Annotated in this window: 16 protein-coding genes; 14 read left to right on the forward strand and 2 right to left on the reverse strand. The window is 64.9% G+C overall.

All coding sequences use genetic code 11. The features are described 5' to 3' along the window. Positions 1-74 precede the first annotated feature (74 nt). Complete coding sequence (locus LGM71_RS01505) at positions 75-941, reverse strand: hydroxymethylpyrimidine/phosphomethylpyrimidine kinase (protein WP_059608131.1); 867 nt, start codon at positions 939-941, stop codon at positions 75-77. 254 nt (positions 942-1,195) lie between these two features. Here LGM71_RS01505 and LGM71_RS01510 point away from each other — a divergent pair, with 254 nt between their 5' ends. The 8 genes from LGM71_RS01510 (at position 1,196) to LGM71_RS01545 (ending at position 7,814) form a co-directional block, all read left to right on the forward strand. After that, complete coding sequence (locus tag LGM71_RS01510) at positions 1,196-1,366, forward strand: rubredoxin (protein WP_004186709.1); 171 nt, start codon at positions 1,196-1,198, stop codon at positions 1,364-1,366. Positions 1,367-1,470: 104 nt separating this feature from the next. Then, positions 1,471-2,775 carry a hypothetical protein gene (locus tag LGM71_RS01515; RefSeq protein ID WP_226113699.1) on the forward strand — a complete coding sequence of 435 codons (1,305 nt, stop codon included), beginning with the start codon at positions 1,471-1,473 and terminating at the stop codon, positions 2,773-2,775. Between the two features lie 181 nt (positions 2,776-2,956). Beyond that, positions 2,957-3,535, forward strand: coding sequence for a YqgE/AlgH family protein (locus LGM71_RS01520; RefSeq protein ID WP_006751106.1), 579 nt, complete (start codon positions 2,957-2,959; stop codon positions 3,533-3,535). Continuing rightward, the gene (ruvX, locus tag LGM71_RS01525; RefSeq protein ID WP_059820149.1) at positions 3,532-3,981 is read left to right on the forward strand and encodes a Holliday junction resolvase RuvX; all 450 of its coding nucleotides are present in this window, start codon (positions 3,532-3,534) and stop codon (positions 3,979-3,981) included. The genes LGM71_RS01520 and ruvX overlap by 4 nt, the downstream gene beginning before the upstream one ends. Beyond that, a complete protein-coding gene (gene pyrR / locus LGM71_RS01530; protein WP_059681461.1) occupies positions 3,968-4,483 on the forward strand; it encodes a bifunctional pyr operon transcriptional regulator/uracil phosphoribosyltransferase PyrR in 516 nt (171 codons plus the stop codon). The genes ruvX and pyrR overlap by 14 nt, the downstream gene beginning before the upstream one ends. A gap of 74 nt (positions 4,484-4,557) precedes the next feature. Then, positions 4,558-5,589: an aspartate carbamoyltransferase catalytic subunit gene (locus LGM71_RS01535; protein WP_059608134.1), complete on the forward strand. Its 1,032-nt coding sequence runs from the start codon at positions 4,558-4,560 to the stop codon at positions 5,587-5,589. Positions 5,590-5,650: 61 nt separating this feature from the next. Continuing rightward, a complete protein-coding gene (locus LGM71_RS01540) occupies positions 5,651-6,937 on the forward strand; it encodes a dihydroorotase (RefSeq protein WP_226113701.1) in 1,287 nt (428 codons plus the stop codon). Between the two features lie 19 nt (positions 6,938-6,956). Then, positions 6,957-7,814 carry a lysophospholipid acyltransferase family protein gene (locus LGM71_RS01545; RefSeq protein WP_059681463.1) on the forward strand — a complete coding sequence of 286 codons (858 nt, stop codon included), beginning with the start codon at positions 6,957-6,959 and terminating at the stop codon, positions 7,812-7,814. Positions 7,815-7,847: 33 nt separating this feature from the next. Here LGM71_RS01545 and LGM71_RS01550 read toward each other — a convergent pair whose 3' ends face one another. Further along, positions 7,848-8,687 (reverse strand): symmetrical bis(5'-nucleosyl)-tetraphosphatase, encoded by an 840-nt coding sequence (locus LGM71_RS01550; protein ID WP_226113703.1) that lies wholly within the window; start codon positions 8,685-8,687, stop codon positions 7,848-7,850. A gap of 339 nt (positions 8,688-9,026) precedes the next feature. Here LGM71_RS01550 and rfbB point away from each other — a divergent pair, with 339 nt between their 5' ends. The 6 genes from rfbB to LGM71_RS01580 all read left to right on the forward strand — a co-directional run bounded on the left by rfbB (position 9,027) and on the right by LGM71_RS01580 (position 14,701). Continuing rightward, on the forward strand, positions 9,027-10,088 hold the full coding sequence (gene rfbB, locus LGM71_RS01555; protein ID WP_226113705.1) for a dTDP-glucose 4,6-dehydratase: 1,062 nt from the start codon (positions 9,027-9,029) through the stop codon (positions 10,086-10,088). 11 nt (positions 10,089-10,099) lie between these two features. After that, complete coding sequence (gene rfbA, locus LGM71_RS01560) at positions 10,100-10,993, forward strand: glucose-1-phosphate thymidylyltransferase RfbA (RefSeq protein WP_226113707.1); 894 nt, start codon at positions 10,100-10,102, stop codon at positions 10,991-10,993. Beyond that, positions 10,978-11,529, forward strand: coding sequence for a dTDP-4-dehydrorhamnose 3,5-epimerase (rfbC, locus tag LGM71_RS01565; protein ID WP_226113708.1), 552 nt, complete (start codon positions 10,978-10,980; stop codon positions 11,527-11,529). The genes rfbA and rfbC overlap by 16 nt, the downstream gene beginning before the upstream one ends. Further along, positions 11,526-12,458: a dTDP-4-dehydrorhamnose reductase gene (gene rfbD / locus LGM71_RS01570; RefSeq protein ID WP_226113709.1), complete on the forward strand. Its 933-nt coding sequence runs from the start codon at positions 11,526-11,528 to the stop codon at positions 12,456-12,458. Before rfbC ends, rfbD begins: the two co-directional genes overlap by 4 nt. A gap of 91 nt (positions 12,459-12,549) precedes the next feature. Further along, on the forward strand, positions 12,550-13,371 hold the full coding sequence (locus LGM71_RS01575; RefSeq protein ID WP_226113710.1) for an ABC transporter permease: 822 nt from the start codon (positions 12,550-12,552) through the stop codon (positions 13,369-13,371). Next, on the forward strand, positions 13,361-14,701 hold the full coding sequence (locus LGM71_RS01580; protein WP_226113711.1) for an ABC transporter ATP-binding protein: 1,341 nt from the start codon (positions 13,361-13,363) through the stop codon (positions 14,699-14,701). Before LGM71_RS01575 ends, LGM71_RS01580 begins: the two co-directional genes overlap by 11 nt. The last annotated feature ends 17 nt before the right edge of the window (positions 14,702-14,718 follow it).

Genomic DNA, 14,718 nt, shown 5'->3' on the forward strand with positions numbered 1-14,718 from the left:
CGAAAGGGGCTGACATGCGGCTCCTGAGCGAGAGCAGGCGGCGCGTAACGGCGGCGCAGGGCCGCCGCGCGGCGTCAATGCCGGGCGATTCGCGGCGAGGTTTTGCTGCTGTCCGTCACCGGACGCCCGCCTTCCTCATCGTTGCTGCGCGCCCAGAAGAACCGGTCGGGCAGGTACGCGCCCATGCCGGGCCGGAACGCGTCGCGGACGGCCTGGTACAGGTATTCCTGCGCCTCGCGCACCGCTTCGGGCGGCTCCTGGCCGTTCGCGAGCAGTGCCGCGATCGCCGCGCCGAGCGTGTCGGTGATGCCCATCAGCCGGTGCGGCGAGCGATCCCACATGTCTTCGCGAAGCTGGCCTTCCTCGCCGTACAGCGTGTTGACGAGCCGGTGCGAACCCGTCTCCGACGACAGGATGTACTCGCAGCCCTGCGACAGCAGGTGCGACACGGCCGCGTCGAGATTCGGCGCCTCGGCATCGCCGTCCGGCTGCGCGAGCGCGATCAGCGTCGCGTGGTCGGCGACCAGCAGTGTCGTCTGCGGTGCGAGCAGGTCGGCGATCGATTCGCGCAGGTCGTCGGCGGCGAGCACGTGCTCGTCGTCGAGCGTGAAGTCCGGTGCGAGCACGAGCGGCACACCGTCGTAGTCGGCGACCACTTCCGCGATCGCGCTCACGACTTCCGCGCGCGTCGCGGCGCCGATCTTGAACGCGGCGACCGGCATGTCCTCGAGCAGCATGCGCGCCTGGGCGGCGACGACATCGGGATCGAGGCCGGTCACTTCGTCGCAGGCGGCGGAGTCGCGCACGGTGTAGCCCGTCAGGACGGACACGCCGTGACAGCCCATGCTCGCCAGGGTCATCAGATCGGCTTGGAGGCCGGAGCCGCCGGTGGGATCGGACAGGCCGAAGGTGAGGACGATCGGAGGGGCGTTGCTGGACATGTAGAAATGGGGCAAGAAAAAAACGGGGAAGCGACAGAACTGCGGACGGCGAGGCGAAGTGGGCGTTTCGGCCCCGTGTTGCCCGGCAGGCCGCACTTTTCAGTCATTATGCGGCGGAATCCGGCCCGCACGACGGAATTTTTAGCGCAGCGCAACGTAGTCGCCGTACTCCAGCGCGATTGCTAGGCAGTCCGGCCCCGACACGGTACCATCATGGCTCCCGAATTTACCGACTTTTCCCGACGCGGCTTAAGATGGAATACAAGAGCTGGATGTGCCTGATTTGTGGCTGGATTTATGACGAAGAAGCCGGGCTGCCCGAAGAGGGCATCGCCCCGGGCACGCGCTGGGAAGACGTCCCGATCAACTGGACGTGCCCCGAATGCGGCGCGCGCAAGGAAGACTTCGAGATGGTCCAGATCTGACCGGACCCTTGGCCCACGGACACACCGCTTCGGCCTCGCGGTTGCCCGGCGCTCTCGCGCCGCGGCCGGCGCGAGCGACTTGACGATGACAGGCGCGCGTGTCCATGACGTCCGATCCGGCCAACGATTCTCATCCTGACGCACTGCCCAATCCGCGTGGCGGGGCCGTGCGCGCCGCCGACGCGTGGCTCGCGGCAGCCGCCGACGCATTCGAGCACCGGGACGACGCGGCCGCGCCGCTGTCAGCCGCCGCCGCCGTGCTGGCGGAGGCCGGCTGGCTGCCGGCCGCCCGTTTCGCCGGGCAACTGTCGGCCGCCGTGCCGCTCGTCGCCGCCGAGCCGACTTCGGCCGGCTGGCGGGCCGCGCTGCGCGACTTCCGCGCGGCCGTCGGCCGCCACAACCTGCGCGAACTCGCCTGTTCGTCCGTTCTCTTCGATCATTTCCGTGCATTGCGTGCGCAGAGCGCCGCCGACCTGCGTGCGAGCACGCCGCTCGACGCGCTCGCGCTCGTCGGTCGCGCGGTGCCGCAGGCCACGCTGCGCGTACTGCCCGAGGAGATCGCGACCCGGGTACGCGCCCGCTACGAGCAGGCGCTGCTCGGCGTGCTGCGTGCGCAGCACGGCGCGCCCGACGCCGCGCTCGACGAACTCGGTGCGATGCAGGCTGCGCTGGCCGACGATGGCCCGTACGATTTCTGGCGGCTCGCGGCAGCGTGCCAGCGTGCGCTGCGCGCAACCGGCGCGCCCGAACTGAAGCGCTTTCTCGCGCGGACGAACCTGCTGCTCGGCGAGCAGGCGCAGGGCCGGCGGCGCAGCGCGCCGCCCGAGCTCGTGCGCGAGACGGTCGCGCTGTTGTGGCGCGATTTCGCGCTGTTCGGCGCAGCCGCGGAAGACGTCGCGCTCGTCGACGTGCTGCACGACTATGGGTTGACCGTGGACTGGCATGTCGCCGGCACGCCCGCGTCGGAGGCGCTGTGGGAGGCCGACGCCGCGCGGGCCGAGCACGACGCGGTTGCCGTCGCGCCGACCCGTGCGCTCGGCGTCGTGACCGTCAACGCGCATGCGTATGAGGATTTCCTGCAGACGGCCGACGCGTCGATGGCCGATCTGGCCGTCGATCCGGCCGCGGCCGATGCGGGGGCTGCATGGCGCGCATCCGCGGCCGCCTACCGGGTCGGTACGGCCGCGTGCGCGCTCGGGCTCGGTCATGCGGCGCTGCTGGCCGACACGCTCGGGCTCGCGTGGCGCCGCGCCGCGCACGGCATGCCGCTCGCCGACGGCGGGCTCGATGCACACGCCCGCGCGTCCGACATGCTGCGCGCCGCGCTGCTGAAGATCGCCGCGGGGGTGGCGCCGCCGGACCTGACCGCGGCGTCCGGGGCGCTCGGCGCGGCGCTCGGCCGGACCTGACGCACAACGGGGCGCGACCGCAGCGGCAGCCCTTGTCGCGCGGGCCGGCAACACGCTGCCGACAGCGCCCGCGCGCGTGTTAGAGTGCCGTGTGATCCGCGCCGTCGTTGCCAGCGTCGCGCGGCGTTGCTTGTTGATCGCGGCCCGGTCAGGTCGCGGCGTCTTTGCTAAAATTCAAACCATGTCAAAGCCTTCCGATCGCATCAATCTCACCAACCAGTTCCTGATCGCCATGCCGAACATGGCGGATCCGACGTTTTCGGGAACGGTGGTCTATCTTTGCGATCACAGCGAGCGCGGCGCGCTCGGCCTCGTCATCAATCGTCCCACCGACATCGACCTCGAATCGCTGTTCAACCGCATCGACCTGAAGCTCGACATCGAGCCGCTGCTGCACATCCCCGTGTACTTCGGCGGCCCGGTCCAGACCGAGCGCGGCTTCGTGCTGCACGAGCCGGTCGAGGGCGCGAACTACAACTCGTCCATGTCGGTCGAGGGCGGGCTCGAGATGACGACGTCGAAGGATGTGCTCGAGGCGGTCGCGACGGGCACCGGCCCGAAACGCTTCCTGCTGACGCTCGGCCATGCAGGCTGGGGCGCCGGTCAGCTCGAGGAAGAAATTTCCCGCAACGGCTGGCTGACCGTGGCCGCCGATCCCCGCATCGTGTTCGACACGCCGGCCGAGGAACGCTTCGAAGCCGCACTGGGCCTGCTCGGCGTCAGCTCGTCGATGCTGTCCGGCGAAGCAGGGCACGCATGAGTGGCGCGAGCGCGCGCGATGCGACGCTCCTGGCGTTCGACTACGGCGAAAAGCGAATCGGCGTCGCGATCGGCAATGCGCTGACGCGCTCGGCCCGTGCCCTCGTCGTGATTCCCAACCTGAACCGCGAGCACCGCTTCAAGGCGGTCGGCGAACTGCTGGCCGAATGGCGGCCCGACGCGCTCGTCGTCGGCCTGCCGATGCATCCGGACGGCACGCCGCACGACATGACGCAGCAGGCGAAGCGCTTCGGCAACCAGCTGAACGGCCGCTTCGGGCTGCCCGTCACGTGGGTCGACGAACGCTATTCGTCGGTCGAGGCCGAGGCCGGGCTGCGCGAGCGCAACGTGCGCGGGCGCGCACGTGCCGAGATGCTCGACGCCGAGGCCGCGCGCGTGATCCTTCAACAGTATCTCGATCAATTGTCCGACCATGAGCACCATTGACGCCGACGCGCTCTACCGCGTCCTGCTCGACCAGATCCGCGACGCATACGGCACGGCCTTCGCCGAGCCGGGCGGCCCGCGGCTCGCCGGCATTTACAGCGGCGGCGCGTGGCTCGCCGAGCGCCTCGCGCGCGATCTCGGCGCGCCGGCGTTCGGCGTCGTGAACGTCGCGCTGCATCGCGACGACTACGCGAAGAAGGGGCTGCACAGCCAGGCGAGCCCGACGTCGCTGCCGTTCGACGTCGACGGCGCGCGCATCGTGCTCGTCGACGACGTGCTGTACACCGGACGCACCGTGCGCGCCGCGCTCAACGAACTGTTCGACTACGGCCGTCCGGCCGCGGTCGAGCTCGCGGTGCTCGCCGATCGCGGCGGCCGCGAGCTGCCGGTCGCCGCGCGCTTCGCGGGCGGCACGCTCGACGTGCCGGCCGATGCGACGCTCGTGCTCGCGCGCGACGAAGCCGCGCAGCTGACGCTGCGCATCGAGGCGCACGGCGCCTGACCGAACCGCGAAACCGTATCCCGGGCCGCCGGTTCGTACCGCGGCCCGTTTGCATAGTTGGAATCACGCACACCATGACTACCGACACCACTGGCCGCACCGGCAATCCCGCTGCGACCGCGAGCCCCGAGCGGTTCCGCTACGGTTTCCTGAAGGGCAACCCGCAGCTCACGAAAAACGGCGAGCTGAAACACCTGCTGTCGATCGAGGGGCTGCCGCGCTCGATCGTCAACCACATTCTCGATACGGCCGAGCAGTTCGTCAGCGTGACGGACCGCGAGGTGAAGAAGGTGCCGCTCCTGCGCGGCAAGTCGGTGTTCAACCTGTTCTTCGAGAACTCGACGCGTACGCGCACGACCTTCGAGATCGCCGCGACGCGCCTGTCGGCCGACGTGCTGAACCTGAACATCAACGCGTCGTCGACGAGCAAGGGCGAGTCGCTGCTCGACACGATCAACAACCTGTCGGCGATGCATGCCGACCTGTTCGTCGTGCGCCATGCGTCGAGCGGCGCGCCGTATCTGATCGCCGAGCACTGCGCGCCGCACGTGCACGTGATCAACGCCGGCGACGGCCGTCATGCGCACCCGACGCAGGGCCTGCTCGACATGTACACGATCCGTCACTACAAGCGCGACTTCACGAAGCTGCGCGTGGCGATCGTCGGCGACATCCTGCATTCGCGCGTCGCGCGCTCCGATATTCATGCGCTCACCACGCTCGGCGTGCCGGAAGTGCGCGCGATCGGCCCGCGCACGCTGCTGCCGGGCGGCCTCGAACAGATGGGCGTGAAGGTGTTCCACAACCTCGACGAAGGGCTGAAGGGCGTCGACGTGATCATCATGCTGCGCCTGCAGAACGAGCGGATGAGCGGCGCGCTGCTGCCGTCCGCGCAGGAATACTTCAAGACCTGGGGCCTGACGCCGGAGCGCCTCGCGCTCGCCGCGCCCGACGCGATCGTGATGCACCCGGGCCCGATGAACCGCGGCGTCGAGATCGACTCGCAGGTCGCCGACGGTCCGCAGTCGGTGATCCTCAACCAGGTCACGTTCGGCATCGCCGTGCGGATGGCGGTGATGGGCATCGTTGCCGGCAACAGCGACTGAGCCCGCGTACGCGCATCCTTATCCAGGCATTCAACGCATTCAACGCATTCACAGACAGCGCATGAAGATTCATATCCAAGGCGGCACGCTGATCGACCCGGTCGCCGGCACCGAACGGCAGGCCGACGTATTCGTCGCGGACGGCAAGGTCGCCGCGATCGCGGCGGCTGGTGCGGCGCCGGCCGGTTTCAACGCGGACAAGACGATCGACGCGGCGGGCCTGATCGTCGCCCCCGGCCTCGTCGACCTGTGCGCGCGGCTGCGCGAGCCCGGCTACGAGCACAAGGCGACGCTCGCGTCCGAGATGGCCGCGGCCGTCGCCGGCGGCGTCACGACCCTCGTGTGCCCGCCGGACACCGACCCCGTGCTCGACGAGCCGGGCCTCGTCGAGATGCTCAAGTTCCGCGCCCGCAACCTCCACCAGGCCAACGTCCATCCGCTCGGCGCGCTCACCGTCGGCCTCAAGGGCGAAGTGATCACCGAGATGGTCGCGCTGACCGAATCGGGCTGCGTCGGTTTCACGCACGCGAACGTGCCGGTGCGCGACACGCAGGTGTTGCTGCGTGCGCTGCAGTACGCGAGCACCTACGGTTACACGACGTGGTTGCGTCCGCTCGACGCGTTCATCGGCCGTGGCGGTGTCGCGGCGAGCGGTGCGCTCGCGTCGCGGCTCGGGCTGTCCGGCGTGCCGGTCGCGGCCGAGACGATCGCGCTGCACACGATCTTCGAACTGATGCGCGTGACGGGCGCGCGCGTGCACCTCGCGCGGCTGTCGTCGGCGGCGGGCCTCGCGCTCGTGCGCGAGGCGAAGGCCGAGGGGCTGCCCGTGACCTGCGACGTCGGTGTGAATCATCTGCACCTGATCGACGTCGACATCGGCTATTTCGATTCGCAGTTCCGGCTCGATCCGCCGCTGCGCGGCGAGCGCGATCGCGAAGCGATCCGCGCGGCGCTCGCCGACGGCACGATCGATGCGATCTGCTCCGATCACACGCCGGTCGACGACGACGAGAAGCTGCTGCCGTTCGCCGAAGCGACGCCCGGTGCGACGGGGCTCGAACTGTTGCTGTCGCTGACGGTGAAGTGGGCCGACGAAACCAGGACGCCGCTCGCGCAGGCGCTGCGCCGCATCACCGCGGCGCCGGCCGACGTGCTGCAGCTGCCGGCCGGGCGTCTTGCCGAAGGCGGTGCGGCCGATCTGTGCGTGTTCGATCCGCGCGCGCACTGGCGTGTCGAGCCGCGCGCGCTGAAGAGCCAGGGTCACAATTCGCCGTTCCTCGGCTACGAACTGCCGGCTTGCGTGCGTGCGACGCTCGTGGCCGGGCAGGTCGCGTTCGAGCGCCACTGAACCACGCCGGATCTTCGCCATGATCGCACTTCGCAAGCTGCGTCTCGTCTTTCACCTGCTGCGCGGCATGGCGACCGTCGCGCTGCGCTTTTCGCACGTGAGCGCCCCGCGGCGCCTCGAGCTCACGCGCCGCTGGTCGCTCAAGCTGTTGCGGATTTGCGGGATGCGGCTCGTCGTCCACAACGACGGCGCGCGCCTCGACGCGGGCGCGCTCGTCGTCGGCAACCATGTGTCGTGGCTCGACATCTACACCGTCAATGCGTGGCGGCCGACGCCGTTCGTGTCGAAGGCCGAGGTGCGGCAGTGGCCGGTGGTCGGCTGGCTGGCCGAGAAGCTCGACACCGTGTTCCTGCAGCGCGAGAAGCGTACCGAGGCGATGCGCGTCATGCACGAGATGGCGGAGCGGCTGCGCAACGGCGGCGTGATGTGCGTGTTTCCGGAAGGCACGACGTCGGACGGGCAGGGGCTGCTGCCGTTTCACGCGAACCTGTTCCAGGCGGCGGTGTCGGCAGGCTGCGCGGTGCAGCCGATCTGCCTCATGTACGAGGATGCACAGGGGCGGCAGTCGGTCACGCCGGCCTATACCGGCGAACTGTCGCTCGGCAAGTCGCTCGACATGGTGTTGCGCGGCGGCCCGCTGGTCGCGCATCTGTACGTGTGCGAGCCCATTGCGCCGGGTGGCGACCGCCGCGCGACCTCTGCTGCCGCGCGTGACGCGATCGCCGCTGCACTCGAAGCGATGCAGGCGAAGGTCGGCAAGCCGTCGCCCGACGCGCTTGCGGAGCTTGAGAAGCATGCGTATCCGGTAACCGAAGTCGGTGCCGGGGCGACGGGCGATGCGGCGGCCGAAGAGCCGGTGGCGGGGCGCGAGGGGTAAGGCTTCATTGCGCCCCGGTGCGACGCGGGCAGGCTATTCGCCGCCCGGCGCACGGCATGCTTCGCACTGCACCTGCGTGACCGTGCGTTGCGCCGGGTCGGCCGTCAGTCGTACGGCCGACAACCGATTTCCCCACACGCATCCGGAATCGAGCGCGACGATATTGTCGCGCAGCATCAGGCCGAGCGCGGCCCAGTGCCCGAATACGACGGTCACGTTTTCGGTGCGGCGCTGCGGTGCGTCGAACCATGGCAGATAGCCGGGCGGCGCGCTGTCGGGGCCGCCATTCGCCTTGAACTCCATCGTGCCGTCGGACGTGCAGAAGCGCAGGCGCGTGAACGCGTTGAATGCGACGCGCATCCGGTCGCGTTTTTTTAGGTTCGGACTCCATTGGTTCGGCTCGTTGCCGTAAAGGCCTTGCAGTGTGTCGCGCCAATCGGGGGCGCGCAGCGCGCGTTGCAGCTCGTCCGCGAGTTCCAGTGCGAGCGTGGTGTCCCATTGCGGCAACACGCCTGCGTGGACGAGCAGCATCCCGTCCTCGAAGTGCGCGAACGGGCGGTGGCGTACCCAGTCGAGCAGTGCATCGGCGTCGGGGGCGTCGACAATCTCGCCAATCGTGTCGCCCGGACGTTCCGTGCGGATGCCGGCCGAGACGGCGAGCAGGTGGAGGTCGTGGTTGCCGAGGACTACGGTCGCGCGCGGGCCGAGGTCGACCATCGCACGCAGCGCGGCGAGAGAGTCAGGGCCGCGGTTGACGATGTCGCCGGCGATCCAGAGTGGGGTGTCGGCGGGGGCTGAAAGCTTTTCGAACAGCGACTGGAAAGCTGAATGACAGCCTTGGATGTCGCCGATGGCGATGGGGGGGCGGGTCATGAGAGGCAGATCCTGCAGGTTTCGCGCATAAAGGAAAAACACTCGGAATTTCGCTGAAATTTCGCGAGCGTCGTTCTCCGAAATGTGATTGATGTAACAGGAAATTCCATTCTCGACAAGGGTGCGGAGCGCTGTATCAAGTTGTTAGCGGCATGGCTTTTGCGCCGCGTGGCTCCCTATAATTGTCGTTTTCCCGAACAAAATTAGCATTTCATGACTTTGGCGGTCATGCCGACCGGTTAAAATTCCCGGTCTGACGTGGCGACCATGGCCACTTGCTTCGAATTTGATGCGGCGGCGCCTGGAATGTGCGCCGCACACTACCAACGAGGGAACCTCATGATTCTGGTTACGGGCGGCGCGGGCTTTATCGGTGCCAATTTCGTACTCGACTGGCTCCGTGACTCTGACGAGGCTGTGCTAAACGTCGACAAGCTGACGTATGCGGGCAATCTGCGGACGCTGCAATCGCTGGACGGCAATCCGAATCACGTGTTTGCACGCGTCGACATCTGCGACCGCGCGGCGCTCGACGCGCTGTTCGCCGAGCACAAGCCGCGCGCGGTGCTGCACTTCGCCGCCGAAAGCCACGTTGATCGCTCGATCCACGGCCCGGCCGATTTCGTTCAGACGAACGTCGTCGGCACATTCACGCTGCTTGAGGCGACCCGCCAATACTGGAACGGGCTGAACGACGCCGACAAGGCGGCATTCCGCTTCCTGCACGTGTCGACCGACGAGGTGTTCGGCTCGCTGTCGGCAACCGATCCTCAATTCTCCGAGACGACGCCGTACGCGCCGAACAGCCCGTATTCCGCGACCAAGGCCGGCTCGGATCATCTGGTGCGTGCATACCATCATACGTACGGTTTGCCGACGCTGACGACGAACTGTTCGAACAACTATGGTCCGTACCAGTTCCCCGAGAAACTGATTCCGCTGATGATCGCGAACGCGCTCGCCGGCAAGCCGTTGCCGGTGTACGGCGACGGCCAGAACGTGCGCGACTGGCTGTATGTCGGCGATCACTGCAGCGCGATTCGCGAAGTGCTGGCGCGCGGCGTGCCGGGCGAGACCTATAACGTCGGCGGCTGGAACGAAAAGAAGAACCTCGAAGTCGTGCACACGCTGTGCGATCTGCTCGACAAGGCACGCCCGAAGGCAGCCGGTTCGTATCGCGACCAGATTACCTACGTGACGGATCGCCCCGGCCACGATCGCCGCTATGCGATCGATGCGCGCAAGCTCGAGCGCGAGCTTGGCTGGAAGCCCGCAGAGACCTTCGAGACCGGCCTGGCGAAAACGGTTGACTGGTATCTCGACAATCAGGTCTGGGCCGACGAGGTTGCATCGGGCGAGTACCGCAAGTGGGTCGAGACCAACTACGCGAAACGCACCTGAGGAGAAACGCGATGGCACGTAAAGGCATCATCCTCGCGGGCGGTTCCGGCACGCGGCTGTATCCGATTACGCACGTCGTGTCGAAGCAGCTGTTGCCGGTGTACGACAAACCGATGATCTACTATCCGCTATCGACGCTCATGGTCGCGGGCATTCGTGACGTACTGATCATCTCGACGCCGCAGGATACACCGCGCTTCGAGTCGATGCTCGGCGACGGCAGCCAGTGGGGGATGAACATTCAGTACGCGGTGCAGCCGTCGCCGGATGGGCTTGCGCAGGCGTTCATCATCGGCAAGGAATTCGTCGGCAACGATCCGTCGGCGCTGATCCTCGGCGACAACATCTTCTACGGCCACGATCTCGCGAAGCAGCTCGAGCGCGCGCATGCGCGGGAAAGCGGCGAGACGGTGTTTGCGTATCACGTGCACGATCCGGAGCGTTATGGCGTCGTCGAATTCGACAAGTCGTTCCGCGCACTGTCGATCGAAGAGAAGCCTGCGCAGCCGCGTTCGAACTATGCGGTGACCGGTCTGTACTTCTACGACAATCGCGTGTGTGACATCGCGGCCGACATCGAGCCGTCGCCGCGCGGCGAGCTGGAAATCACCGATGTCAATTCGCGCTATCTCAAGGATGGCTCGCTCAACGTCGAGATCATGGGGCGTGGCTATGCGTGGCTCGATACCGGTACGCACGATTCGCTGATCGAGGCGGCCAGCTTCATCGCGACGCTGCAGAAGCGGCAGGGTCTCGTGGTCGCATGCCCGGAAGAGATTGCCTATCGTCGCAACTGGATTGACGCGGAGCAAGTGCTGAAGCTTGCGCAGCCGCTCGCGAAGAACGCGTACGGGCAGTACCTGAAGAACATTCTCATGGATCGAGTCGCATGGCCATCCAAGTAACGGCAACGGCACTCCCCGAAGTCAAGCTGATCGAGCCGAAGGTATTTGGCGATCAACGCGGTTTCTTCTACGAGAGCTTCAATCAGCGCGAGTTCGAGGAAAAGATCGCGTCCGGATTTACGTTCGTGCAGGACAATCACTCTCGCTCGGCGAAAGGGGTGCTGCGCGGTCTGCATTATCAAATCCGGCATGCCCAGGGTAAGCTCGTGCGTGTCGTTGCGGGCGAAGTGTTCGATGTCGCGGTCGACATCCGGCGCAGCTCGCCGAACTTCGGCAAGTGGGTCGGCGTGGTGCTCTCTGCCGACAACTGCCGTCAGCTCTGGATTCCGCCAGGGTTCGCTCATGGTTTCATGGTGCTTTCGGAGTCCGCGCAGTTTCTCTACAAGACCACGGACTACTGGTATCCGGAGCATGAGCGAGGCATTGTCTGGAATGATCCGTCCATCGGAATCGAATGGCCGATCGACGGGATGCCGGTTCTGGCCAACAAGGATGCTGCTGCCCCTCAGCTTGCCGATGCGGAGGTGTTCGAGTGAATATCTTGATCACGGGTGCGGGCGGACAGGTAGGCTGGGCGCTGACGCGTGCGCTGGCCCCGTTGGGCAGCGTCATCGCGGCTGATCGCCGTATGGCCGATTTGTCGAACCCGGCGTCGCTGCGCAAGCTGGTGCTCGACCTGCGACCGACCGTGGTCGTCAATGCGGCGGCCTACACCGCGGTCGACAAAGCGGAGGAGGAGGAGCCGTTAGCAACGCTCATCAACGGCGAGGCACCTGGCGTGCTTGCTGCAGCGACGCGAGAGGTCGACGGCCTGTTCGTGCATTACTCCACCGATTACGTGTTCGATGGATCGACCGGTCACTATCGCGAAGACGCGCAGACCAATCCGCTCAACGCATATGGGCGAAGCAAGCTGGCAGGCGAGCGGGCAGTGGCCGAAGCTGGCGGTAACTGGCTGACATTTCGTACCGCGTGGGTGTACGCAGATCGAGCGGAAAACTTCTTCCTGACGATGCTGCGGCTCGCTGCGCGGCATGAACAGCTGAGCGTCGTCGCCGATCAAACGGGCACACCCACATCCGCGCGGCTGATTGCTTCGCTGACGACTCATGCGGTCGTTCAGGCGCTCGGGCAGATGCGCACCGGCAGCTTTATGTCGGATCTCTACCATATGACGGCAAGCGGAAGTACCAACAGGCACGGCTTTGTCGAGTCGATTGTCGATGGCGCGCGTCGAGTGTTTCCGGAAAAGACAATCAAGACGAGCCGGGTGTTGCCCGTGTCGTCCGATCAGTTTCCTACCGCAGCCATGCGCCCGAAGAACTCTGTTCTCGACAATCAGAAATTTGAAGCGCGATTTGGCCTGAATCGGCCGGACTGGCGCGACGACTTGCACAGAACGATCGCTGATCTTGCCGAGGCGGCGAATTTGTATCGCGTGGCGCTTCGGCCGCTGCTCGACTGATCCAGCGGTTCGACGACGCGGTACGGCAGCGACTCATCAAACGACACGAGTCCCTGGCGAATCGACCGAAATCCATTTTCAATAGGCGTATATGCAGCAACTATCGACCTCGCCGATTCAGGCAATTCGCTTGATGATGGCGAAACGCTCGCTGATCTGGCAGTTCACGAAGCGCGATGTGGTGGGGCGCTATCGCGGCTCGGTGCTGGGGCTGCTCTGGTCCTTCTTCAACCCGCTGCTGATGCTGACAGTCTATACATTCGTGTTCGGCTACGTGTTCAAGGCACGTTGGGGAACAGGAGGTAGCGGTAGCAAGGCCGAGTTTGCCGTGACGCTGTTTGCCGGGATGATCGTGTTCCAGATTTTCGCGGAGTGTATCAACAAGGCACCTTCGCTGATTGTCTCGAATCCGAATTTCGTGAAGAAGGTTGTGTTTCCGCTCGAAATATTACCGGTCGTGACCTGTCTGTCGGCGCTGTTTCACGCGGCGGTGAGCGCCATCGTCTTGATTATCGGCGTGCTTGTCGTGAAGGGCGGATTGTCCGTCACCATGCTGCTTTGGCCGCTCGTCCTCTTGCCGTTTTCGTTGATGGTGCTCGGATTGAGCTGGTTCCTGGCGTCGCTCGGCGTGTTTATACGCGATATTGCGCAATCGATTGGTTTGATTACGGTCGTATTCAACTTCATGTCGCCGGTGTTTTATCCGGCGAGCGCCTTGCCCGCGCCGTTGCGAAAATTTCTCTTTCTGAATCCGGTAACGTATGCGGTCGAGCAATCGCGTGCAGTGCTGATCAATGGACAGCTGATCGATGTCTCCGGTTTCGCTATTTACAGTATTGCAAGCGTTATCGTGTTCGCGCTTGGATTGATGTGGTTTCAACGTTCGCGTAAGGGGTTTGCAGATGTCCTCTGATGTACTCATTCGTGTCGAGAATGTCAGCAAAGTCTATCAGATATACGCGAACCCGCGCGACCGCCTGATGCAGATGTTCTGGCGTCAGCATCGACAGCTTTATCGGGAATTTTGGGCGCTTCGAGATGTTTCATTCGAAGTGCGGCGTGGGGAAACGATCGGTGTACTGGGGCGAAACGGTTCCGGCAAGTCGACGTTGCTGCAGATCATTTCCGGGACGTTGTCGCCCACTGCCGGCAATGTTGAGATCAACGGCAAGATCACTGCTTTGCTCGAGCTTGGCGCCGGTTTTAATCCGGAATTTAGCGGGCGTGAGAACGTTTTTTTGAATGCCTCGATTTTCGGGTTGGACAGTGATGTCATCGAGGAGAAGTACGACGAGATTGCGGCCTTTGCTGACATTGGCGACTTCATCGATCAGCCGGTCAAGACGTACAGCAGCGGGATGTATGCGCGATTGGCCTTCGCGGTAGCGATCTCTCTCGATCCGGAAATTCTCATCGTCGATGAAATTCTCTCCGTTGGCGACGTCTTCTTCCAGGCGCGCTGCATGCGGAAATTAGACGAGTTTCGCGAGAGCGGGGGCACGGTGTTTTTCGTCACTCATGACACACACGCGGTCGAACGTATTTGTACGCGCGGTGTCGTGCTGGACCGAGGCGTGAAGGTATTCGAAGGCAATACGGCCGACGCGGTCAACACCTATTACAAGATGAGCCGCGTCGAAGCGAAAGACGACGCGCCTGCCATTGTCGATGGTGCTGCCGGAAAGTCCGATGCAGGAGGAACAGTCGTCGCGAACAAGGGGCCGTCGGATGCAGTGGCGCTCGGTCATGCAGAGCCGATTTCAGTCCGTCGCGATCACACCGTCACGAACGGCGCCGCGTTTATCGAGGACGTATTCTTTGCCGATGACGCCGGTGAAAGTCGTCAGCATTTCGTCGTCGGAGAGTGGTTGACCGTCACGCTGAACGTTCGCTTCGATACCGACATGGAGGAGATCGATTTTGGCGTCGGCATTCGCGATCGCGTCGGCACGCTGATCGGTGGCGCACATTCGTTTTACTCGCGCGAATCGTTCGGTCCGGTCGTAGCCGGAGAGCGTCACCTGTTGCGGGCACGGATCAAGCTCGACGTGCAGCCGGGCGAATACCTGATGGTCGCGGGCGTTGCGCGTCATTTGTCATTGCAAGTCTATGAGGAATGCTATGGCTTGTACGATTTCTGCGCCATCACCGTAACGGGTGACCGAAAGTTCTGGGGTGGCGTGAAGCTACCTTCCGAGATATCGCATGTTTTGCCTAATGATGCCCAGTTCGTTCGTGAATGACGCATACCGGTGACATC

It is taken from the genome of Burkholderia sp. AU33545, from assembly GCF_020419685.1.
Classification (GTDB): Bacteria; Pseudomonadota; Gammaproteobacteria; order Burkholderiales; family Burkholderiaceae; genus Burkholderia; species Burkholderia diffusa.